Origin of the sequence: Pseudomonas sp. MSSRFD41, from assembly GCF_014230245.1 — a bacterium.
In the GTDB taxonomy this organism is placed as follows: Bacteria; Pseudomonadota; Gammaproteobacteria; order Pseudomonadales; family Pseudomonadaceae; genus Aquipseudomonas; species Aquipseudomonas piscis.
Genome location: NZ_JACKZK010000036.1, coordinates 1 through 22,382, shown reverse-complemented (window position 1 = coordinate 22,382; position 22,382 = coordinate 1). Strand labels below are relative to the sequence as shown.

Below are 22,382 nucleotides of genomic sequence, written 5' to 3'. Positions count from 1 at the left end.
ATCCCGGTTTTACCGATGGACGGAGCACGCCCGTGTTGCCCCCGGGATTGCAGATGACACACCATCGGCACTGATCGATTTGCCGAAGGCCCTCGTGGAGCCCTCCATACCCGTTACCCAGGCGAGGAGAAACGCATCCAGGTAGCTGAACCAGCAGCCGCGAACAGACTGGCGACATGGCGTTGGGCGAGAACTAACGGGCGGGATGAGGAAAACTGCCCAGGGTTGATGCTCCTGGGCGATACGCAGCGGATCTAGCGTTTGCGATCCTGGCAATCGACCACGCTGGCGTTGGTGATGATGTTCTTGCTGTCGGTATACAGGGTGATGCTGCAGAAGTAGTCCAGCACGGTCTGGTTCTCGTAGTACCCCGTCTTGCGATAGACGGCCTCGCTGCTCACCGGCATCACACCGCTGACACCCTGGCCGCCGACACCAACCAAGGTCTCACGCTGGCCGACATACTCGGTACCGGTCTGTACGAATACCTTGTCGGGCCCCAAATGGGTCTGCACCCGGTTCCAGGCATAGAAACCACCGCTGCCATAGGACGAGGGCCCCATGCCCTGGTCGGGTTTGCCGAACAATTCGAAGGCTTTCTGGGCAGGTTGGCCAATCAACCGTTGCGCGGCGAGCTTGACCTCATTGTCCTGGTTGCTGGTTGTGCCAGGCACGGCGCAGGCCGTAAGAGCCAGGACGGCGATGGCGAGGCTGGCGAGCTTGATCGAAGGCATGACATTCACTCCATGTGCATGTGGCGTAGGGGAAAACCTCGGAACTTTGGCTCAGCCACAACGCCGAGTCCATGCTAGCCAATTGCCGCTAGCGTATATCGAAGATGGGCTTGATCGCTTGTCCGTTGCCAGCGCCTATCTGGATCGCGGGTCTTCGGGGAATGAGCGTGCATGGGGTATTTTGTCGAACCGCTCAACATCAAGGAAATCCATGTTCAGCTCGCTCATAGCAAATGGTAAGCCTGCCACGCCTGATGGCCCGGAGCTGATCGCCCCCTGGTGGAGCTTCACCAAGACAGTCCTGGCGGCGACCGCCCTGACGTTGGTGCGTGACGGGCTGTTGCAGCTGGACGCCCCTGTTCCCGAGCGAGCCTTCACATTACGCCAGCTACTGCGACATGAAGCAGGTCTGGCCGACTATGGCGAGCTGGCGGAGTATCACACCGCCGTTGCCAACAATGAACCCGCTTGGCCAGCGGCGGAAATGTTGCAACGCCTTGACGGGGCTCGACTGCGATACGCTCCGGGCACCCATTGGCGATACTCGAACGTGGGCTATCTTTTGGTGGCCAGGTTGATAGAGCGGGTGACCGACCTCGAACTGGGCGATGCACTCACTCAACGTGTACTGGCGCCCCTGGGGCTGTCGAATGTCCGTTTTGCTAAAACAGCAGCGGACCTACAGGCAACGGCAGTAGGAAACGCCTCGAACTACGACCCCGCCTGGGTCTATCACGGCCTGCTGATCGGGCCGATTTCGCAAGCGGCGCTATTCTTGGATCGCTTGCTCTGCGGGCAGCTTTTCTCAGCGGACCTGCTTCAGCAAATGCAGACAGCTCGAATCCTGGGCGGCCCGACTCCGGGGCGACCATGGATCGAGCCCGGCTATGGCCTGGGTGTCATGCAGGGCTCAATCGAGGGCGGTTTCTTCCTTGGCGGGCATACAGGCTGCGGACCAGGCAGCGTGATCGCGGTTTATCGAATCTGCGATGGCGACAGATCGGCTTGCTGCGCCGTTTTTGCGGCAGGCGCCGACGAAGGCGCGGTAGAAACCCTGGTGGCTGGGCAACTGGTACAGGCCCTGCGACGAGCTTGCTGAATCGTTGCGCCTTGGCGACTTGCCCGCTCGATGGCGCCTGGCTGGTCAAGCTCAGCCTCGCGTTTACGCACCCAGGCCTGAGCGACCTGTTTTCGGGCGAAGGTCTGGCTCTCTTGGTAAACTTGTAGTCCATTTCGTTTGATGCGGATCCGAGCGGTATAGCTCACCTTCCCATCTGCTAGTTTTCTTGCCCGGATAGTCGCCATATCCGACGTGGTAGCCGCCCTCCCCTGGATGGCCCCTCGTAAGAACACCTGAAAACGCCCCAAAACACACCGGAACACGTAGAGCAAAATGGTCCAGAATTCAGCTACAACCCCAGTAAACTCAAGCCCTACGCTGTCCCGGCGGTTTAGCGTTGCACCGATGATGGATTGGAACGACTAGTCCTACAGACCTTGCAAAACGGGTACTACAGCACCCTCGCCACTCTCCTGTACCACTTTCGTACCAGCACCACTCCCGCGCACTTACCCCCTGCCCCCTTTTTTCGCTGGCTTTCGCAAATCCGAGAGTTGCCACCGCTATGCTTAATTTTTTCAAAACGAGCCGCAAACCACGACAAGCGAGCACTCACTGACGGACGTACTGGAACGGCCTGTTCAAAATCAACTGGCCCTGGAAGCGACTGTGATTGAGCTGACTCTTTGAGTTAAGCAGCAAAACGCTTTAGAAGCGAGTGAGAATGTTCGAGGGGCACTTAACACGATTGGTGAAAACGCGGGCCATATCAAAAAAGGCCTGGCTCGATTGGGAAGGTCAGACCTCACCTGAATGTTAGTTATCGGCCAAAAGTAATAATTCATTGCCCTATAAAATCAGGGCTTATTCATATTACATGGAGGCCCTATACGCAAACTCACAAGCGCTCGCAGATGGGGTGATGCGATTACATTAGTCCGACATCAAACGACGCACATCTTGAGGCGAGAACTGGCGCCGGAACCGATGCGGATCGAGAATTCATAAAATCGATGACTATAAAAAAGCCCCCCTTCCCTCGAGAGAGGCCTGAAAAAATCACCAAACAAATTTATCAAATTTTCGAGGGCTGGCTATACACTATAGGATGCACACCATCAAACTAATGATTAGATTCAAGTATGAAAGCCCTCAGCCTTTCCATCTGCTTCTCTAAGTCCAAGCGTTTCAAGTCGGCAACATAACTAGACGTATAGTACTGAGCCACTTTAACCTTGCTCGCCTCTTTGATCTCTCCTCCCTTGTTTTTGTAATATTTCAGAAGATTAGACCATTGACCCCGGCTTTCTAGTGATTTCGCTGAAGGATGGACCGCGAGAACAGATGCTTCTACAAAATCTTCATTTAAGTAGTTCTCAACCTCTCGTCCCTTTGTAACCCAAGCAAATCCGGGGCCAAAATCAAACTCTTCTCGCAGCCGCTGCTTAGTTACGGACAGTTTGGTGTGAGCGCTAGATTTGTCACTATCGAACATTATTACCGAATGCCTATTCAGCTTTCTAATACTTATAAAATCCTCAAGCCGTTCTTGCTCATCGCTATCCAACGCCGTCAAATGGCTAAATAGCCGACCGCCGTAAAACATTATTGAATAGTGCACACCTTCTACGAAGTTATCGACAAGTGAGGCGATCCAATAATTCAAGTAAATCCTATCGGAAGGTCCTTCAACCCAGATAACACAGTTAGCCTGCAAAATATCGGAAGCTTTATATCCAAGATTACTGCAAATCTCTGAACGCTGCCTGGTACTGGATATAGCCTCAACTTCAGTCGCCCCTTCGAATTGTGTTACATGAAAAATCTCCGCTTCTACAGCATCTAATAAATGCGCAGAATGAGTAGTGAAAAAATATTGATTATTCGTTTTATTATTTAGGTATGCTACCAACTTCCGCTGGAGCAAGGGATGCAAATGTAGTTCGGGCTCTTCTATACACAAAATACTATTCTCGAGCAGAGTCGCGGCCGCCGCGAGTATGATAACCTCATGCACGCCGGTCCCCAAGGATTCTAGTGGAAGCGTTTTACCGTCCATATGAACGAGTATCATATCTCGATCATGAGGTATCTCTATTGAAGCACTTAGATTTTCAAGCACATCGGATAAGAAATTATTTATTGCGGTAAATTTTAGCTTGTCTTTTTGAAGCTCCAAAGTTGGGTTCTGGATTTTCGCCAAACGTTCGATTATCCCTTCTCCGCTAAAATCTGCCGCCTGACTCCCCGAAGCTCCAATTTTCCTTATTGCAGGAATCACTTCAATCTTTGGTATATTATCTGGCGAATAAGCAAGCGCCGACATCGTTTCTGGAAACCAATGAGCCTTTAAACTACCGCGACTTTGGTTAGTTAATCTACTCCATAGAAGCTGCCATTCATTGGCGTTAAGCACTCCCTCCATTTCCTCTTTATCATAAACCAAGGTAAACCTTGCATTTATATCGTCATATAGATAAACAAACCACAACCTATTGCCATCATTAAACGCTGGACTCATCAGTACTTTTTTTGCTAACGATAAAACTTGCTGAGAGACTCCATCGCGAATTTTTTCAAAAAGATAATCATCAATATCAGAAAAGTCCATATTAAACGCGATTCTACGTTTGACTTTGACTTTCGAAATATGTGTATCTATCGCAGCCAGCTTAATATCATCGCTTATCTTTTCGCTTTTTACTCCACGCAAAAGCGCAGGATAGTAATGAAAAAGAAAGTTAACAATATTAGACTTTCCAATATTATTTTGCCCTATAATAAAATTTACTTTTTTCAGGGGAGCCAACTTAACAAGCTTATCTCCAAAGCTTCGATATCCCGAAAAACCAAATCCCTTTAGCAACATATCACTCTCAGCCTACTGATTAAGTTATTTATAAAAATTCTTATGCTTCTGTCAGATTTCTCAAAATCTCACGATTTGATTCACCACGCAGTGCTTGTGAATTGCTCAAAGTCGCATCAATCCTAAAGGTGCAATCGCATTACTGGATATGGAAATTTTCCCAAACTAAGAACCAAGTTCCATTCACCCACCGGCACCCATTGCATTCTCTCAAGGCCCTCCATAGATTCGGACCCACCGTCAAGGCCGACTGAGCTCGTTATCGTAGGCTTGAAGTGTCTGTGCAACAGCGTGCACGCGCAACAGCTAGCGAACCTCAGCCAGCGCCAGCCCATCTGGAATTTACGGTTTTTATATTGACCCACGGGAAAGGGGTTAGGAGGGTAATTTTTTTACCACTAGCCCTGAACGCTTGGTCTGTTAAGGCCTCTCAAATGATTGACAAGGTTAGCTTTTCGGTTAGGTCTGGTAATTTTCTAACCTTTACTAGGATCAAACACTCAATAAATAAACTTCTTTAAAAACAAATAGTTACGAATTACTAACCTTTAAACTAACCCAACCTAACCCATCAAAGTTAGGTCGAAAGCCCAACAAACACGGGCCCTGTACCCCACAAATCCTTCTCAAAATAAAACTAACCTTTTTCCCGAGGCACCTACTGAATTCAGCCAGTCGTGCACGCTGATAGGTCTACGAAACACATCCATCCTCGCAGGGTTCCGCAGGTTTAAGCCGCCTCCAAAATGCCAAGCAAGCTCCCAGCCTGGTCCGCCGAGAGTAGTCCGCAGGGGTGCAGAAAAAACGATACCTTTAGCCCGCAGGCGAGGTGGGGGGACGACGGCGCGCGCCAGGTGTTGAAGCACGTCACTGCCCACTATGTGGCACGTCAGTACCCCGAAATCGACGTGTAGAACACCACTGGCCTACCTCGACTTGTAGCATGCCACGCCCTCATGTATCCCAGTAGAGACGAGCCTTTGGTGACTCCAGAAAGCATCGTTAAATACTCAGAAAGCTGGTTGACAAAAGTCACTTTTTGCCAGATTCTTTGGTTGACAAAATCCGATTTTTGCCAGGAATCGTTATGACCTTTAAACACCCCTCCTCCTTCTATCCAGAACTATCCGATGAGCGCCTGGCAAAGATTGCCGAACCCTTGCTCGACATCCGTTACAGCACCATCCAAGAAATGTCGTCTCCATATGACGACACCTATACCCAGGAGACCGCTGTTTTCGGTCGCTCTCGAAATCTGCTTATCCACATGTGCACCAGCCGCAAACATCAGTGGCTGAGCCTCGCCAACGCAGGGATGGATGTGACGTTCCGTATTGGTAACGTTCCTTGCCGCTTCTTTCGAGATGACCCAGAAAGTCCAGAGAAGCCCGGCTTCTTCAAGCGTAACGGTGCCGATGATCTGTTTTCGATCGATGAAAACGCCCCTGTCATGTGGCGTTTTGTAGTGGAGAAAGCATTGACCGAGGAGGATGAAGATCGAGTTTTCTTCATTGGATTCAATGCTTTCCAAGAAAAAGTGTCTCAGTGGGCGTATGGAGCATCTGGTCCTGTACTGCATACTGTGGACAACGAGACACCTGTCTCCAAAGAGCTGCGACCTGCTGAGGTCGGTGTCCGCGAAGATTCCATTGATAAGAGCGATAAAGCTCAAACCGAGTGAAATAGATGAATGCCGTTTTCGACGGAGCATCTCTCAGACTAGCCCGCGTTTTCAGCGGGCTAGCTCTTGAAGAGGTAGCAGAAAAGGTAGGCAAAACACGCCAATACCTACATAAGCTTGAGACAGGCCAGGGAACGCCTACCGAGCAATTGATGGGCGACCTTGCTGAAGCTTTAGATGTGGAGATTGGTTTCTTTGCGTCCAAATCACACAGATTGAATGAGGACCAATTCCATTTCAGAAAACTGCTGACCACCAAAAGCACGATCAAGCAGGTAGCAATTGCCAGAGGTGAGATGGTTGACGCCTTGATCAAGTTTCTTGATCAAGAGCTACAACTACCTCGAGTCAGTATTCCTAGCCTGCCTAACTCGCAAACATTTGATGATGTAGAGCGAGCAGCAGAGTACTGCCGTAGGGAATGGGACCTAGGTCTTGGCCCTATTGCGAATATGACTCGCCTTGTTGAGAACCTAGGCGCGGTTGTAACCACTTTCCAAGGGGTGTCCAAAGAGATCGATGCTCTCTCTGTGTCTGTAGAAAGACCATTCATTGTTCGAAACACAGCCAAAGAGAGTGCTTGTCGCCAGCGTTTTGACATCGCTCATGAACTGGGTCATTTGGTCATGCACGAAGGAGTGGTGACAGGGGATAGGATCACTGAAAACCAAGCCAATAGATTCGCAAGTGCTCTACTGCTGCCCCGCTCCATGATGGCAAAACTGTTTCCACGACCAACGGGGACAAGGCTCGACTGGAAAGGTATAAAGGAGTTCAAACTCACATGGAAAGTGAGCAAAGCAGGCATACTGTATCGAGCCAAACAGCTCGATCTGATAACCGAGAGCCAGTACAAAACAGGGGTAATTACGCTAAGGAAGCAAGGTGAAACGAATGGGGAGTGGGAAGACAATCTGGTAGCACAAGAACCACCGGAGATGCTTGCACGATCCTTGTTTATTTTGGCCGAGAAAAAAGGGATAAATGCGGAAGATATAGCTAAAGCATTGCACGTAAAGCCAGCGTTCCTTCGTGAGCTGGCAGGACTGGAATCATTAGCCATTTCTCCGCAGCAGCAAATCCGTACCCAAGCCCAAACGCACTTACGCCTTGTCAAATAATCTCAATAGAAAGCCCGGCAAATGCCGGGCTTTTTTTCAGCAGTAATTGATACCTACCCCCCACTCTCCAATTCAAACGGCTTGAATTTGACGACCTCCTCACCCAGCCACTCATTGACCTGAGCCAACCGCGCCTGCAGCGGCTCCAGCTCGTTCACCGCCCAGACTTGGGCAGCCTCTCGCAGCGACCCGAAACCTCCCGCGTTCTGCGGCACGATGCCCATCAACTGTGGCGGGATGCGCAAGGCCGCGAGCAGGTCGTCGCGGCTGATGTTCTTGATTGAGCTGAACTCGTCCTTGGCCGCTACCTCGCTGACCGGGATCAACTGGATGCCGTCCTTCTTCCCGGCGGGTGCATAGACGAACAGGTTGCGGAAGTTGCCCGGCCCCTTCGAGCTCTTCAACGCGGTGCGCAGCGAATCGATGTCCTCGTCCTTCTGCGCGGCGTCGGTCATGTAGAGGATGAAACCGGCGTGACTGCCGTTGTTGTAGTACTTGCGCCGGAACAGGGTGGCGCTCTCGTTCAGCAGCGCGCTTTGCAGCGCCGCCAGCCATTCCGGCAGCCCGTAGATCTCCTGGTTGATATCGGCCTCGCGCAGGTGGCAGATCGAGCCCGCCTCGAATTTGTGCTCGTTTTTCCAGCCGCGCACCATGTAATAGGTCACCAGGTCCTCACCGCGGCGCATGTACTTCGCCAGCGGCGGTACCAAGCCCAGGGTGTTGCGCAGCATGTTGTTGCGCTTCTCCAGGTAGCAGTTGCCACTCCAGAGCCAGTCCAGGGAGAACTGTTCGAAGGCCTGGCGGCTGAACAGCTTGTGTGGGATGAAGGTCCGGGCGAGCATGTTGCGCTTGAATGTCAGCCCGGACTGCAGGTAGACGCTGGCCCGGGTGGTCTTGGCCAAGCCATCCATCGACATGGGCGTTTCGTACCAGCGGCCGTTGAACCAGCACTCCAGGTAGTCGAGGATCTCGCGGCCATCCAGCACCGGTGTCGGGTCGCCGAAGGTGAACGCCTCGACCGGGCCGGCCTGGGCCTGCAGGAGTTCCCCTTCCACTGCCGCCGAATTGTTGGCCGGTACCAGGTTTTTTCCGCGCGTGCGTCTGCTCATCAGTAGGACTCCATAAATCCGGTATTCGCCGTGGTCTGCCCTTCGAGGGGCTCGTTGTGCAGGGCGTGAAAGGTCGCCCAGGCCAGGTCGGCATGGCCGGTTTCTTCGTTGCGCCCGGCCGTGTAGGTGATTTGCCGCCCCGAGGCGGTGATTGTTTTGCGGATGGCCATCAGGGACTGGGCCAGGTCGGTCCAGCTCGCGTCGAACTCCAGGCGGCCGTTCTTGATCACGTCGTAGGCCTTGAGCACTAGGCGGGTTTTCACTTCTGGCGAATAGCTGAACAGCGTCACGTTCGGGAAGAACGACTTCACCAGCTGGGCCACGCCGGTACCCAGGCCCGTGGTATCGATGCCGATGTACGTCACCCAATAGCGCTGCGTGACTTGGCGGATAAACTCGGCCTGGGCTGCGAAGTCCATGCCGCGGAACTGGTGCCGCTCGAGCACACGGAACTTGCCACCGGGCACCATGGGCGGCGCAATCACCACCAGGCCGGCTCTGTCGCCCGTTTCCGCGGGGTCATATCCCACCCAGACAGGGCGGTCGCCGAACGGCCGCATGGCGAAGGGCTTGTAGTCCGATGCCCATAGGTCCCAGCTGTCGACCAGGCAGCGTTGCAACATCGCCAGCGGAAAGATGCTCGCCCCGTCGTCGATGAACTGGCACATCAGCAGGTTCTGGAATGACTCGGCGTCATACTCAAGCCGCAGCTCGTCCAGGTCGAACAGATCACAACCGCGGCCCTCGGCGTCGAGGATCGTAACGATCTGCCGCCAGATCCGGTCCTCGCACAACCGGCCCTGCTGCAGGGCATCGTGGGACACGTCGAGCTTGATCCGCTGCGCCGCCGGCTTGCCCTTGTTGAAGCGCTCGCCAGTCCAGAATGTGTATGCCTCATGGGCCATGCTCGAGGGCGTCGAGAAGTAGGTCCGGCGGTACTGTTTCTGCATCGCCATGCCGCTGGCGACCTTGTTCAGCTCCTTGAACTTGAAAGTCCAGAAGAACTCGTCGAAGTAGAAATTTCCGTGGTAGCCCTGGGCCGTCCGGGCGTTGGTGCCCAGGAAGTGCAGCTCGGCGCCGTTGCCCAAGATGATCGGATCGCCGGTCAGCTCGATACCGACCGTCTCACGGGCGAAGGCCTGAATGTAGGCCTTGAAGATGTGGGCCTGGTTCTTCGATGCAGACAGGAAGATCTGGTTACGCCCGGTGGTCAGCGCATCGATCAGCGCCTCCCGGGCGAAGTAGAACGTGGCGCCGATCTGGCGGGACTTGAGGATGGCCCGGGTGCGCTGGTTGCCCGCCTTGTACCAGTCCAGCTGATAACCGAAGCATCCGTCGATGAACGCCTCGGTCAGTTTCTCGATGTGTTCTTCGTCGAACTCGTTGCGCTTGGGCGCCTTCTTCGGCCCCTCGTTGCGCTTGGCCAGGTTCGGGTTCAGCTCGGTTTCAGTACCGCCCTCGGTGAAACGCCGAATCCGGGCCTGGCGCTCCAACTGCCGGTGCAGCAGGTCAATTTCCTTGTAGTCCGCCCCTGACTTGGGGTCCTTGAGGATCAACTGCACCAGGCGCGCCTCGGTGGCTGCCTCGATGCGCTCCAGGGGCGTGGCCCGGTCCCATTCGTCCCGGGCCTTCCAGCTGTGCAGGGTCTTTTCCTTCTCCCCGATCAGCTCGGCGATCTCGCACACGCGATAGCCCTGCCAATACAGGTGTTTGGCGTGGCGGCGGTGATCGGTGGGCAAATCGACGATGGCATTCATGGCGCAGATGCTGCCGCCCGCGCGCGAATGCCGCCCGCCCTGCCCCTTGTAAGCCGCATAGCTACAACAGCGGCTCGTTGCCCGGAGAGGCTGCGCTCAACAACATGCCCTCAACGCAAGGCACCACCGCCACCGCATCGAGGACAGCCCGTCATGAGTACCACCGCCGCCAAGAAATTCCGCTCCAAGTGGTTCCGCATCGCCGTGGAAGGCGCCACCACCGATGGCCGGAACCTCGAGCGCGCCTGGATCACGGAGATGGCCGCCCAGTACAGCCCGAACACCTACGGCGCCCGGATCAACTGCGAACACATCCGTGGCCTGGGTCCTGACTCCACCTTTGGCGCCTATGGCGATGTGCTGTCCTGCAAGGCCGAAGAGGTGGACATCAGCGGCAAGAAGAAGCTTGCGCTGTTCGCCCAGATCGAGCCGACCGCCACCCTGATCGACCTCAACAAGCGCGGCCAGAAGATTTACACCTCTATCGAGGTCAATCCGAAATTCGCCGACACCGGCAAAGCCTACCTGGTGGGCCTGGCGGTAACGGACAGCCCGGCCAGCCTGGGTACCGAGGCGCTCCAGTTCAGCGCCCAGCACGGCACCCTCGCCGGACGTAAGCAGGACAAGGAAAACCTGTTCTCGGAAGCCATCGAGGCGCGATTCGAATTCGAGGAAGTCAGCGACCAGCCTGGCATGTTCGCCGCGCTGAAACAGTCGCTGGCTGATCTCCTCGGCCAAGGCAAGGACAAGGAGAGCAAGGACGCTACCAAGTTCGCCGACCTGGGCGAAGCCATGCAGCAACTGGTGACGTTCTCGGCCGACCAGGCCACGGCCGTCAAGCAACAGGCCGACAGCGTCACCAAGCTCACCACCCAGGTCGACCAGCTGACCAAGGACCTGACGGCCCTGCAGGAGCAGCTGAGCACCACCCCCGACAAGCAACACACCCAACGCCCGCCGGTAACCGGTGGCAATCAGCAGGTCCTGACCGACTGCTGACCCCAAGGACAGCACACCGCCAAGGAACTACCGGAGAGCAACATGCGTAACGAAACCCGCGAACTGTTCAACGCCTATATGAGCCAGCTGGCCAAGCTCAATGGCGTGTCCTCGGCCACCGCGAAATTCGCGGTGGAGCCGAGCGTCCAGCAGAAGCTGGAAACCCGTATCCAGGAGTCCAGCGAGTTCCTGAAGATGATCAACATCTTCGGCGTTGACGAACTCAAGGGCGAAAAAATCGGTATCGGGGTTAGCAGCACCATCGCCAGCCGCACCGATACCACCGGTGATGGCGTGCGCCAGCCGCGCGACGTGTCCGCCCTCGACAACCAGGGCTACGAGTGTAAGCAGACCGACTTCGACACCGCGATCCGTTACTCGCAGTTGGACGCCTGGGCCAAGTTCCCCGACTTCCAGGCCCGGCTGCGCGACGCGATCCTCCAGCGCCAGGCCCTTGACCGGATCATGATCGGCTTCAACGGTAAAAGCGCAGCGGCCACGACCAACCGTGCCACTAACCCGTTGCTGCAGGACGTCAACATCGGCTGGCTCCAGCAATACCGCACCAACGCTAACAAGCGCGTACTCAAGGACGGTAAAGCCGCGGGCAAGATCCTGATCGGCAAAGGGGCCAGCGCCGACTACAACAACCTCGATGCCCTGGTCTTCGATGCCATCGCCAACCTGATCGACCCATGGCACCGCAAGGACCCGGGCCTGATCGTGATCCTCGGCAGCAGCCTGGTACACGACAAGTATTTCCCGATGGTCAACAAGGAGCAGCCGGCGACCGAGAAACTGGCCACCGACATGATCCTTGCGCAAAAACGCATGGGCGGTAAGCAGCCAGTGGAAGTGCCGTATGTGCCGGATGGCAGCATGCTGATCACCAGCCTCAAGAACCTGGCGATCTACTACCAGCTCGGCGGCCGGCGCCGCTATGTGCAGGAAAACCCCGGCAAGAACCGCGTCGACAACTACGAGTCCAGCAACGACGCCTATGTCGTTGAAGACTACGGCCTCGGTTGTGTAGTCGAAAACATCGAGCTGGAGGCCGAGTAACCATGGCCAGCAGCCCAGCAAAACGCCACTTCGAACGGGCCAGTGCCGCCGCTGCTGCCGCTGCTGGCCCCGAACTCACCATGGAAGGCGCAAGCGTCTATGAACTGCACTTGGCCAAGCTGCAACAGGACTACCTGCGGCTGAAACAGGTGCAGTCCAACGAGGGCAAGGCAGAGCTGAAACGCCAACTGCTGCCTGAGTACGAGCCCTATGTCGAAGGCGTGTTGGCCGAAGGCAAAGGCGCTCAAGACCAGGTGCTCACCACGCTGATGGTATGGCGTATCGATGCCGGCGACTTCAAAGGCGCCTTGGACATCGCAGCCTACGTGATTGAGCACCAGTTGATCATGCCCGACCGCTTCGAGCGCACCACCGGCACCATCGTCGCCGAGGAAATCACCGAGGCCGCGCTCAACGCCCAGAAAGCCGGCGGCAGTTTCGACCTGGAGCTGCTCCTGCGCACCGAGCAGATCACCGCCAAGGAAGACATGCCGGACCAGGCCCGGGCCAAGCTGCACCTGGCCATCGGCAAGGCGTACTCGGCCCGGGTCACCGAGGATACCCCCGCAGCAGAGGCCTTGAAGCCCCTCGAACAAGCCCGCGGCCATCTGGCCCGGGCTATCGAGCTGCATAGCAACTGCGGTGGCAAAAAGGATCTGGAGCGCGTCGACCGCCTCCTCAAGAAACACGCTGCGCCCACCTCTTGACGGCCCGCAGTTAACCAAGCGTCCCCACGCACCCCGCCGGCTCGGGGTGGATCGGCCAGGCCGCTCCTCCTGAACGTGAAGCCCCGACCACCGGCGACCTATTGAGCGCAGCACCATGAGCGGATTCGTAGCCAACGGCAGCACGCCTGGCGGCCATATCAACACCGACCCATTCTGGCCCTCGATCGATCTCGACCAGGTGCGCGCCATGCTGCGTATCGACGGCAGCGTCACCCCTGCCCGGCTCGAAACCGCGGTGATCAACACCGCGATCAACGTCAACCGCGAGCTGGAGGCCTGGCAGCTCAACAAGCAGTCCCAGGGCTATAACGAGCTGCGCGAAGTACCAGCGCGGCAGGTCAACGGCGAATCGGTCCAGGTGCACCTGTACCACCGCGCCATCCAGGCCGGGGTCGGTGCCGAGGTGTGTGAGCGGTACCGCTCCTACGACAGCACCAACGCCGGCAACCGCAATGCCGAGGAACTGGCCCCGAACATCGACGACTACCACCGCGACCTGCGCTGGGCGATCCGCGATTTTCTCGCTACCCCGCGCACCACCGTGGACCTGATCTGATGGCCGTGATCTTGCGCGCCCAGCAAAACGACACGGTCGACGCCGTCTGCTGGCGGCACTACGGCCGCACGGCGGGCGTCACCGAGGCGGTACTTGAAGCGAACCCCGGGCTGGCCGACCGCGGGCCAATCCTGCCTCAGGGCCTCGCCGTACTGATGCCGGACACCCAAACCACCGCCCCACAACGGCAGATGGTGAACCTATGGGACTGAAGTTAAGCCGTGTCCTTGTACCCACCCACCCTGGACCTTGGAATGAACAGAATGCCTGACCGTCCCGACACCTGGGCCTGGCTCGCTGCCTGGCTCGAACAGAACTGGCCGGCCATTTACTCCGGCATCCTTGCGCTGATCATCGCCGCCCTGCGTGTCATGTACGGCGGCGGCACCTGGCGCCGCATGCTGATCGAGGCGCCGCTCTGCGGAGCCCTGGCCCTAGCAGGCAGCCACGGTCTGGCGTTGCTCGGTATCCCGGCGTCCACCGCACCGTTTTTCGGTGGCGTGATCGGCCTGCTCGGCGTCGAAGGCACCCGCGCCGCGGCCCGCAAGTTTTTCAACCGCAAGGTAGAACAGCTATGACCACACTCCGCCACGGCGACCGCTCCCAGGCCGTCCGCACCCTGCAGAAGAACCTCAACAGCCACGGCGCCACCCTGGCGGTGGACGGCGACTACGGCGACGCTACCGAGAAAGCCGTGCGCGCCTACCAGCTCAAGGCCGGCCTGGTGGTGGACGGTATTGCCGGCGAGAAAACCCAAACAAGCCTGGCCGGTGGCGATTGCAGCCAGTTGCTGAAGAACGCCGACCTGGTCAGCGCCGCCCAGCGCCTGGATCTGCCCCTCGCCAGTGTCTACGCGGTCAACGAGGTGGAATCAAACGGCAAAGGCTTCTTCGCCAACAACAAGCCAACGATCCTGTTCGAGCGCCACATCATGTACCGCCAGCTCTGCACGCCTCGGCACCCCGGGGATGACGTCGCAGAACTGAAGCGCCACGCCGACGAGCTCGCCGCGCAATACCCCGCGATCATCAACCCCAGCGCCGGTGGCTACACCGGCGGGACCGCTGAATATCAGCGCCTGGCCGCGGCCCGCCTCATCGATGACACCGCGGCCCTGGAATCTGCCTCCTGGGGCGCCTTCCAGATCATGGGGTTTCACTGGAAGCGCCTGGGCTATGCCAGCGTCCAGGAGTTCGCCGCGGCGATGGCTGCGAGCGAGTCCCAGCAGTTCGACGCCTTCGTGCGCTTCATCGAAGCCGATCCGGCGTTGCACAAGGCCCTGAAAGCCCGCAAGTGGGCCGAATTCGCACGCCTGTACAACGGGCCGAACTATCAACGCAATCTGTACGACACAAAGCTCCAGCGCGCCTACGAACGGCACAGCGCCTGCGGCTGTGGCCAGGAGGTTTCGGCATGATCGATCTCGAAGCGGTGCACAAACTCCAGATAGCAGACGGCGACCTGGTGGTCGTTCCAGCGAACACTACCCACAACGACATGCAGCAGTTGGCCGAGGCCCTGCAGTTCGTCGACCCAGGCTGTCGGGCAATTGTGATCCGCGGGCCGGTTGAACGCCTGGACCCGGCCGCCATGAACAAGCTGGGCTGGTACCGCGCATGACAGCGAAGGTCGCCTACCTCGAAATCTCCGGTCGCCTGACGGGGAAAACCACTCGTCTGGTGAAGTTCGCAAAGGAGCTCACCGCCCAGGGCGAGACGGTGATTTTCGTCACCCCACAAGCGAAGGATTTGCTAGGGCACCTGCCAGGGGTCGTCGTACTTTCAGACCGTCAGGCCCCTCCTGATGACGTCGACCAGGAACAAGCCATCTGGATCTACGACGAGTTCGACTGGCTCAAGTCGACCAAGGTCCGCAACGGTGGGTACTACGCAACAACGGCGAGCCGAGTCCGCGACCTGGGGATCGATACCCCGGAAACGGATCTGCTGTTGCAACTGATCGAGCTCAACGGCGGTAGCTATCAGCGCCATCTGCTGACATCTGGGGTAATCGATGAGGCCTACTACGAGGAGGTCCGCGCGGCTTGCACCGATGAACAGTACCGCCGGTTGATCCTGGGTGAGTTCCTCAGATGAGCACCATCCGCCAGATCCTGCTGGGCCTGGCCCTGGTCGGCGTAATGGGGCTGGTGCTCTGGGGCCAGCAACAACGCATCGAGGTCGCCGACAAGAACCGGGCTCTGGCAGAGAAAGACACCCGAGACGCGCTGGCCGCGGCCGGGCGCAGCGAGGGCAAAGCCAATGCCCTGGAGGCTGCCCTGTCCGGCGAGCGCGAGGCCCAGGCCCGACTGCGGACGGAACAGGACCTGCTACGCCAGGGGCTCGCCAAACGACAACTCACCATCGAGGGGCTGAAACGTGAAAACGCTGATCTGCGCGCTTGGGCTGACCAGCCTTTGCCTGATGTTGCTCGCCGGCTGCGCGAGCGCCCCGCCCTCACCGGAGCCGACGCTTATCGTCAGTGGCTGTCCGGCCGTGGTGCCCTGCAGCCTGCCGGCGACCAGTCCAAGCAGTAACGGCGAGCTGATGAACGACCAGGACACCGCCGAGGCCGCCTGGGCCGAATGCGCGGGTCAGGTCGACATGATCTACCGCTACCAGCAGGCCAAGCCATGAACAAACCCGAGAGCCTACGTGTGCACCTGCTCAACCAGGTCCCGGAACTGCGCCACAACCCTGATCGGCTGCTGATCTTCATCGACAACGGCAAGGTCCGTTGCACCGCGGCCGCCAGTCTCTCGTTCGAGTACAGCTATGAACTGCAAGTGATCCTGACCGACTTCGCCGGTCACCCCGACACCGTGATGGTGCCGCTGCTGGCCTGGCTGCGCGTGAACCAGTCCGAGCTGTTGGAAAACCTCGACAAGTCCGCCGAGGGCATCAAGTTCGAGGCGGATCTGCTCGATAAGAGCAAGGTCGACATGAGCCTCAGCCTGCCACTGACCGAGCGCGTCGTCGTACGCACCGATGATGCGGGCACCGTCACCATCAGCCACCCCGGCGAGCCGCAGCGCAACCTCAACCTGGCGGATGGCCTTGGCGAGTGGATCGTTCCGAATGGCTGACCTCGAAGCCCTGGAAGACTGGGCCGCTGGCCTGCTGGGACGCCTGCATCCTAGCGCCCGAAACAAGCTCGCCCGCAGCGTCGGCCAGGCCCTGCGGCGCAGTCAGCAACAACGGATCATCGCCCAGCGCAACCCGGACGGCAGCAAGTACGCCCCGCGTAAACAGCGGAACCTGCGGGGTAAGCAAGGCCGAATCAAGCGCAAGGTGAAGATGTTTCAAAGGCTGCGCACCGCTAGTTTCTTGAAGGTTCAGGGCGACGGCAGAGCGATCAGCGTCGGATTTACTGGACGTGTAGCGCGTATTGCGCGTGTGCATCAGTACGGTTTGAAGGACCGGGCCGAGCGGGGCTCCTCTGAGGTCAAATACAACCAACGAGAGGTGCTAGGCTTTACAGAAGAAGACTTAGAGATCATTCGCAATTCGCTCCTGGGTGCTTTAACAACGTTTCGTTGAGCCTAATCATCAATTTCCCGCCATCCCTAAGCTCTCTCATCAGCGCTCACTGAAAAATTAGTCGATGACTTTTCTTCACTCGTTGGCTAGATTAGCCTCGCCTACACAAATCTTACAAACAGCAAAAAACCAGCCATATAAGCATTAAAACACCGGATAAAAAACTATATCTGAAATAGGAACAGGAAGTTCATGGAGAAAATCAGGGCCTTATTCCTGCAAGAGCTGGTTAATTCACCTCCGGACATTATCGCATCCATTTGGATTATAAATAGAATTCCATTCCCATTTAATGGCGATGCAAAATGCTATGAAGAATGGAGAAAAAAACTAGCAAAGCTAGTTGAGGTAGATGCTTCTGAAATCTTGATAACTGGCAGTGGAGCCTTTGGCATAAGCTTAAACCCAAACAAAAATTATAAAGAGTTTGATGATTCCTCAGATATCGATGTAGCAATAATTTCAGAGTATTTCTTTAATACATCTTGGCGATACCTTAGAAATATTGGAGCTCAGAGACACTCATTACCACAAGCAGCAAAACAATCAATAAGAGATCATGTAGAGCGATATATATACTGGGGCACAATCGCTACAGACAAAATACTTCCCTACCTTCCATTTGGAAAAGTCTGGCTATCTGCACTAGAAGAAATGGCAAAAGAAGCACCAACTAAAAATCGAACAATCAAAGCCAGAATATACAAGGATTTTGACAGCCTAAGAGCATATCAAGTCAACAACCTGACAAACCTACGCTCTTCTGAAATAGAAAAAAGGATTTAAAAAATGTCTAAATTTCTCACTACCACAAACAGAACTGTTGTCTGGTTCAAAAAAGCAAATGATAGTGGCGACCTTCAAATGAAGCCGCCTTTCCAGAGAAATCCGGTATGGACCCTACCCCAAAAAAGTTATCTTATAGATAGTATACTAAATGGATATCCAGTCCCTGAAATATATATGCAAGAGTTTGTTGATGAAACAGGAAATGAGCGACATATCATCATCGACGGCCAACAAAGAACCAGAGCGTGTTTAGAATTTGTTGAAGGTAGATTCGCAATTAAGGAAGATGAGTCTCCGACTTGGGGCGGTATGAAGTTCGACGATCTTTCACCCGATGATAAAAAGAAAGTATTCGGATATACATTTATTGTCAGGATCCTGCCAGAAATGTCAGACAATGATATCCGAGGGATTTTTCAACGCCTGAATAAAAACGTTGTAGCGCTCAATTCCCAAGAATTACGCCAAGCAACTTATTGGGGGCCTTTCATTCAGACAATGCAAGAGCTATCCAATTACAGCTACTGGAATACCACTGGAATTTTCACACCAGTAAATGTAAGACGCATGATGGATACAGAGTATGTTTCCGAGTTAGCCATTGCAGTATTGCACGGCCATCAGAACAAAAAAGAAACTATCGACAAATTCTATCAAGAATACGAAGTAGAATTTGAACACAGAGAAGAGTTAATCTCGACTTTTCAGGCAGTAATATTCGAACTCGAACAGTTACTACCAGATATAAAATCCACTCGCTGGAAAAAGAAAACCGATTTTTACTCACTCTTCCTATATTTAGCATCACATGTAAACTCACTACCACTTTCAAACGACACTCGCTTCCAAGTTCGAAATGCACTGGATGAATTTTCCAGCTCCATTAATAGCTACCTCAGTTCTGACACCGATGAATCTGATTTTTCACAACAGGTTAATGACTATGGAAAGTCCATCAGAGCATCTTCTGACCTTGGAAACAGAAGGCGCAGACACATTGCATTGAGCCAGTTAATAGACCCAATACTCGACTTATCTGTTAGTCAAATACCGCTCACAAAAATCGTTCCTTTGCAGGAAGGTCTTTTTGACTCATTAGACGACGACAATTGATATAGTCGAACGCTAGATTGTAAGAAACTTATCTACAAGCACTTATAACTGCAAAGCCCATCTCATGGCGCCACCATCGGCGCCATGAACGATCTAGCCACCCTCGCCCGCCTGATTGAAAACCTCGTCCGCTTCGGCGTCGTCGCCGCTGTGCAGATGACCCCGCCGCGCGTGCGGGTGAAAACTGGCGAGCTCACCACCACCTGGCTGCCCTGGCTGGCCGTGCGTGCCGGCGCTGACCGGGAATGGGACCCGCCCACCGCCGGCGAGCAGGTCCTGCTGATCAGCCCCTCTGGCCAGCTCGGCAACGCCGTGGTCCTGACTGGCCTGTTCAGCGACAGCGCACCGGCCAACGGCAATCGTGCCGGCCTGCATCGCCGCACGTACAGCGATGGCACGGTGATCGAGTACGACAGCGTGGCCCACCACCTCAACGCCACCCTGGTCGCCGGAGGCACTACCAACCTGGTCAGCACAGGCGGCATCACCATCGTTGGCCCGATCACTCACCAGGGCGACTACACCCAAACCGGCAACCAGACCGTCACCGGCAAAGTCACCGTGTCGCAAGACGTGATCGCCGCCGGCATCAGCCTGGTTAAGCACCTGCATGGCGGCGTGCTGCCCGGTGGTGCGAAGACAGGAGCCCCGGAATGAACCGAGAAACCGGCGCCGCGATCAGTATTTCGGAACACATTCAGCAATCGTGCAGCGACATCCTCAGCACTCGCCTCGGTACCCGGGTCATGCGCCGCGAGTACGGCAGCCTCCTGCCCGAGCTGGTCGACCACCCGTTCAACGACCAGACCCGCCTGCGCGTGTACGCGGCCACCGTGATGGCGCTGATGCGCTGGGAACAGCGCATCAGCCTGAGCCGGGTTCAGTTCCTGGGCGCCACCCTCCAGGGGCAGTCCGTGCTGGATATCGAATGCCGGCGGGTCGATAGCAACGAACCGCTGAACCTCAGTGTCACCCTGCAGCTGGGGGCCAGTGCATGAACACCTTCGTCCCTATCGACCTGAGCCAGCTCCCACCGCCGGAGATCATCGAGCAGATCGATTACGAGTTGATCCTCGCCGAGCGCAAAGCCTACGCCATCAGCCTGTGGCCTGCCGAGGAGCGCCCCGAGATTGCCGCCCGCCTCGATATGGATTCGGAGCCCCTGGCCAAGCTGCTCCAGGAGAATGCCTACCGGGAAATGGTCTGGCGCCAACGGGTAAACGAGGCCGCGCTCGCCAATCTGCTCGCCACCGCCAAGGGCACAGACCTGGAACAGCTGGCGGCCAACTACAACGTCAAGCGCCTGGTGGTGCAGGAGGCCAAACCGAATGCGGTACCGCCTCAACCGCGGATCATGGAAAGCGACGACAGCCTGCGCGAACGCGCGCAGATGGCCTGGGAAGGCCTGAGCACTGCCGGCCCACGCAACAGCTACATCTTCCACGCCCGGGCCGCCGATGGTCGTGTCGCCGATGCCACCGCCGAGAGTCCATCGCCGGCCGTGGCGGTGGTGACCGTGCAGAGCCTGCTCGACGACGGCACTGCGCCCCCGGATCTGCTGGCCGCGGTCAATCGCTACCTGAGCGACGACGACCGGCGCCCGGTGGCCGACCGCCTGATCGTCCAGGGCGCCACCATCCTGCGTTACAAGGTCAAGGCCAAGCTCTACCCGCTGTCGAACGGCCCTGAGGCGGAACCAATCCTCGCCGCGGCGGAAAAAAGCCTGCAGGCCTACGTGTACCAGCGCCGGCGGCTAGGAATGGAAGTCACCGAATCGGCCGTGCATGCCGCGTTGCACGTCGAAGGCATGCGCAAGGTGCTGCTCGATAACTGGGTCGATATCGTCGCAACCCGCTCGCAGGCGCCGTACTGCACTGCCATCGAACTGACCCGGGGTGTCGAGTGATGGCCGGCCGGCACCTGCTGCCGAGTAATGCGACCGCGCTCGAGCGCCAGGCCGCCCTGGCCCTGGCACAGATCCAGCGGGTACCAATTCCGCTGCGCCAGCTGTGGAACCCCGACACCTGCCCAGTGGAGCTGCTGCCGTACCTGGCCTGGGCGTTCTCTGTCGACCGCTGGGACAGCAAATGGCCCGAGGCGGCCAAGCGCTCGGCGATTCGCTCGTCGCACTACATCCATTCGCGCAAGGGCACCATCGGCGCCCTGCGCCGTGTAGTGGAGCCACTGGGCTATCTGATCGAGGTGCTGGAGTGGTGGCAAACGGTGCCAGAAGGCGTTCCGGGCACCTTCGCTATCAAGATCGGCGTACTCGAAACCGGCATCACCGAGGAGATGTACCAGGAGCTCACCTGGCTTGTGGATGACGCCCGGCCCGTCACTCGACACCTGACCGGAATGGCCATCAGCCTGGAGACCACCGGGGGGGTCAACATCTTTGCCGGCTTTACGGACGGGGACGAAATCGACGTGTACCCGCCTGTGCTGCGGGACATCGTCGCGACCGGGGTCCTGGGCACCACCGGCCACGAGTCCTCAACTGACAGCATCGACGTTTATCCGCCCACCTTGGGGGCCATTGCCCTGACTTGCTACATCGGCGCCCCTGGGCGTGAACATTCAATCGACACACTGGACACCTACCCATGATCGACCCGAACAGTCAGTTCTTCGCCATTCTTACGGCGGCCGGCGAGGCCAAGCAGGCCAACGCCGATGCCCTGGGCATCCCCTGGAAGCTAACCGAGATGGGGGTGGGGGATGCCAACGGCACCGACCCTATCCCTGACCGGGCGCAAACCCGGCTGATCAACGAACGCCGGCGCCGGCCGCTGAACAAGCTGTCGGTTGACCCGGCCAACCCGAACATCATCGTCGCCGAACAGATCATCCCGGCCGACGAGGGCGGCTGGTGGATTCGTGAGATTGGCCTGTATGACGCGGAAGGGGTCCTGGTCGCAGTGGCGAACTGCGCGCCGAGTTACAAGCCGCTGATGTCCCAGGGCTCTGGCCGGACCCAGGTCGTGCGCATGAACTTCATCGTCTCCAGCGCGGCCAGCGTGGTGCTGAAAATCGATCCGGCGGTGGTGCTGGCCACTCGGCAATATGTCGATGACTCCATTGCCGATGCGGTCAACCGGCAGGACGCCAAGGCGTCTGTGCTGGTGGCGACCACGGGGCCAATCCAATTGGCTGGCACACCGACTATTGACGGGGTCCCGGTGCCGCTCGGCTCACGGGTGCTGGTGAAGGACCAGGCTCAGGGGAAGGACAACGGAATCTACGTTACGGCAGAGATCTGGAAGCG

The 22,382-nt window shown here is 56.9% G+C and carries 26 protein-coding genes and 3 pseudogenes; 24 read left to right on the top strand and 5 right to left on the bottom strand.

Features of this window, described 5'->3' with window-relative positions; all coding sequences use genetic code 11:
- Positions 1–254: 254 nt before the first annotated feature.
- Positions 255–734: a hypothetical protein gene (locus H7A76_RS30145; protein WP_185701887.1), complete on the bottom strand. Its 480-nt coding sequence runs from the start codon at positions 732–734 to the stop codon at positions 255–257.
- A gap of 211 nt (positions 735–945) precedes the next feature.
- Here H7A76_RS30145 and H7A76_RS30140 point away from each other — a divergent pair, with 211 nt between their 5' ends.
- On the top strand, positions 946–1,833 hold the full coding sequence (locus H7A76_RS30140) for a serine hydrolase domain-containing protein (protein ID WP_185701886.1): 888 nt from the start codon (positions 946–948) through the stop codon (positions 1,831–1,833).
- Here H7A76_RS30140 and H7A76_RS32535 read toward each other — a convergent pair.
- A pseudogene (locus H7A76_RS32535) lies at positions 1,830–2,039 on the bottom strand (site-specific integrase); the annotation flags it as partial. The gene H7A76_RS30140 and the pseudogene H7A76_RS32535 overlap by 4 nt on opposite strands.
- 370 nt (positions 2,040–2,409) lie before the next feature.
- Here H7A76_RS32535 and H7A76_RS32530 point away from each other — a divergent pair.
- Positions 2,410–2,607: pseudogene (locus H7A76_RS32530) on the top strand (hypothetical protein).
- Between the two features lie 310 nt (positions 2,608–2,917).
- On the opposite strand, the gene H7A76_RS30135 reads toward H7A76_RS32530, so the two are convergent.
- Positions 2,918–4,663 carry an ATP-dependent nuclease gene (locus H7A76_RS30135; protein ID WP_185701885.1) on the bottom strand — a complete coding sequence of 582 codons (1,746 nt, stop codon included), beginning with the start codon at positions 4,661–4,663 and terminating at the stop codon, positions 2,918–2,920.
- A gap of 1,087 nt (positions 4,664–5,750) precedes the next feature.
- On the opposite strand from H7A76_RS30135, the gene H7A76_RS30130 reads away from it, so the two are divergent.
- Together H7A76_RS30130 and H7A76_RS30125 are read left to right on the top strand one after the other, a co-directional pair.
- Positions 5,751–6,344: a hypothetical protein gene (locus H7A76_RS30130; RefSeq protein WP_038580796.1), complete on the top strand. Its 594-nt coding sequence runs from the start codon at positions 5,751–5,753 to the stop codon at positions 6,342–6,344.
- 5 nt (positions 6,345–6,349) lie between these two features.
- A complete protein-coding gene (locus tag H7A76_RS30125; RefSeq protein ID WP_185701884.1) occupies positions 6,350–7,465 on the top strand; it encodes an ImmA/IrrE family metallo-endopeptidase in 1,116 nt (371 codons plus the stop codon).
- Between the two features lie 53 nt (positions 7,466–7,518).
- On the opposite strand, the gene H7A76_RS30120 is transcribed toward H7A76_RS30125, so the two are convergent.
- Together H7A76_RS30120 and H7A76_RS30115 are read right to left on the bottom strand one after the other, a co-directional pair.
- Positions 7,519–8,574 carry a phage portal protein gene (locus H7A76_RS30120; RefSeq protein ID WP_185701883.1) on the bottom strand — a complete coding sequence of 352 codons (1,056 nt, stop codon included), beginning with the start codon at positions 8,572–8,574 and terminating at the stop codon, positions 7,519–7,521.
- Positions 8,574–10,331: a terminase ATPase subunit family protein gene (locus tag H7A76_RS30115; RefSeq protein ID WP_185701882.1), complete on the bottom strand. Its 1,758-nt coding sequence runs from the start codon at positions 10,329–10,331 to the stop codon at positions 8,574–8,576. Before H7A76_RS30115 ends, H7A76_RS30120 begins: the two co-directional genes overlap by 1 nt.
- A 153-nt stretch (positions 10,332–10,484) precedes the next feature.
- Between H7A76_RS30115 and H7A76_RS30110 the strand changes: the two genes are divergently transcribed.
- The 20 genes and pseudogenes from H7A76_RS30110 to H7A76_RS30020 all read left to right on the top strand — a co-directional run.
- Positions 10,485–11,330, top strand: a complete 846-nt coding sequence (locus H7A76_RS30110; protein ID WP_185701881.1) for a GPO family capsid scaffolding protein — start codon at positions 10,485–10,487, stop codon at positions 11,328–11,330.
- A gap of 42 nt (positions 11,331–11,372) precedes the next feature.
- The gene (locus H7A76_RS30105; RefSeq protein ID WP_185701880.1) at positions 11,373–12,392 is read left to right on the top strand and encodes a phage major capsid protein, P2 family; all 1,020 of its coding nucleotides are present in this window, start codon (positions 11,373–11,375) and stop codon (positions 12,390–12,392) included.
- A gap of 2 nt (positions 12,393–12,394) precedes the next feature.
- On the top strand, positions 12,395–13,099 hold the full coding sequence (gene gpM / locus H7A76_RS30100; protein WP_185701879.1) for a phage terminase small subunit: 705 nt from the start codon (positions 12,395–12,397) through the stop codon (positions 13,097–13,099).
- 115 nt (positions 13,100–13,214) lie between these two features.
- Positions 13,215–13,676 (top strand): head completion/stabilization protein, encoded by a 462-nt coding sequence (locus H7A76_RS30095; RefSeq protein WP_185701878.1) that lies wholly within the window; start codon positions 13,215–13,217, stop codon positions 13,674–13,676.
- A complete protein-coding gene (locus tag H7A76_RS30090; RefSeq protein ID WP_185701877.1) occupies positions 13,676–13,888 on the top strand; it encodes a tail protein X in 213 nt (70 codons plus the stop codon). The genes H7A76_RS30095 and H7A76_RS30090 overlap by 1 nt, the downstream gene beginning before the upstream one ends.
- Positions 13,889–13,930: 42 nt before the next feature.
- On the top strand, positions 13,931–14,254 hold the full coding sequence (locus H7A76_RS30085) for a phage holin, lambda family (protein ID WP_185701876.1): 324 nt from the start codon (positions 13,931–13,933) through the stop codon (positions 14,252–14,254).
- A complete protein-coding gene (locus tag H7A76_RS30080; RefSeq protein WP_185701875.1) occupies positions 14,251–15,093 on the top strand; it encodes an N-acetylmuramidase family protein in 843 nt (280 codons plus the stop codon). Before H7A76_RS30085 ends, H7A76_RS30080 begins: the two co-directional genes overlap by 4 nt.
- On the top strand, positions 15,090–15,296 hold the full coding sequence (locus tag H7A76_RS30075) for a hypothetical protein (RefSeq protein WP_185701874.1): 207 nt from the start codon (positions 15,090–15,092) through the stop codon (positions 15,294–15,296). The genes H7A76_RS30080 and H7A76_RS30075 overlap by 4 nt, the downstream gene beginning before the upstream one ends.
- Positions 15,293–15,772, top strand: coding sequence for a hypothetical protein (locus H7A76_RS30070; RefSeq protein ID WP_185701873.1), 480 nt, complete (start codon positions 15,293–15,295; stop codon positions 15,770–15,772). The genes H7A76_RS30075 and H7A76_RS30070 overlap by 4 nt, the downstream gene beginning before the upstream one ends.
- On the top strand, positions 15,769–16,212 hold the full coding sequence (gene lysB, locus H7A76_RS30065) for an Rz-like lysis system protein LysB (protein ID WP_185701872.1): 444 nt from the start codon (positions 15,769–15,771) through the stop codon (positions 16,210–16,212). Before H7A76_RS30070 ends, lysB begins: the two co-directional genes overlap by 4 nt.
- A pseudogene (gene lysC / locus H7A76_RS32525) lies at positions 16,127–16,312 on the top strand (Rz1-like lysis system protein LysC); the annotation flags it as partial. The gene lysB and the pseudogene lysC, both read left to right, overlap by 86 nt.
- Positions 16,309–16,761: a phage tail protein gene (locus H7A76_RS30060; RefSeq protein ID WP_185701871.1), complete on the top strand. Its 453-nt coding sequence runs from the start codon at positions 16,309–16,311 to the stop codon at positions 16,759–16,761. The pseudogene lysC and the gene H7A76_RS30060, both read left to right, overlap by 4 nt.
- Complete coding sequence (locus H7A76_RS30055; RefSeq protein WP_185701870.1) at positions 16,754–17,215, top strand: phage virion morphogenesis protein; 462 nt, start codon at positions 16,754–16,756, stop codon at positions 17,213–17,215. Before H7A76_RS30060 ends, H7A76_RS30055 begins: the two co-directional genes overlap by 8 nt.
- Positions 17,216–17,407: 192 nt before the next feature.
- Positions 17,408–18,001: a hypothetical protein gene (locus H7A76_RS30050; protein ID WP_185701869.1), complete on the top strand. Its 594-nt coding sequence runs from the start codon at positions 17,408–17,410 to the stop codon at positions 17,999–18,001.
- Between the two features lie 3 nt (positions 18,002–18,004).
- Positions 18,005–19,117: a DUF262 domain-containing protein gene (locus H7A76_RS30045; protein WP_185701868.1), complete on the top strand. Its 1,113-nt coding sequence runs from the start codon at positions 18,005–18,007 to the stop codon at positions 19,115–19,117.
- An 84-nt stretch (positions 19,118–19,201) separates the two neighbouring features.
- A complete protein-coding gene (locus H7A76_RS30040; protein WP_185701867.1) occupies positions 19,202–19,774 on the top strand; it encodes a phage baseplate assembly protein V in 573 nt (190 codons plus the stop codon).
- Positions 19,771–20,115, top strand: coding sequence for a GPW/gp25 family protein (locus H7A76_RS30035; RefSeq protein WP_185701866.1), 345 nt, complete (start codon positions 19,771–19,773; stop codon positions 20,113–20,115). The genes H7A76_RS30040 and H7A76_RS30035 overlap by 4 nt, the downstream gene beginning before the upstream one ends.
- Positions 20,112–21,023, top strand: a complete 912-nt coding sequence (locus tag H7A76_RS30030; RefSeq protein WP_185701865.1) for a baseplate J/gp47 family protein — start codon at positions 20,112–20,114, stop codon at positions 21,021–21,023. The genes H7A76_RS30035 and H7A76_RS30030 overlap by 4 nt, the downstream gene beginning before the upstream one ends.
- Entirely contained in the window at positions 21,023–21,724 is a 702-nt protein-coding gene (locus H7A76_RS30025) for a phage tail protein I (RefSeq protein WP_185701864.1), read from the top strand. The genes H7A76_RS30030 and H7A76_RS30025 overlap by 1 nt, the downstream gene beginning before the upstream one ends.
- The coding region (locus H7A76_RS30020; RefSeq protein WP_185701863.1) for a phage tail protein at positions 21,721–22,382 on the top strand (662 nt) is incomplete at its 3' end. The genes H7A76_RS30025 and H7A76_RS30020, both read left to right, overlap by 4 nt.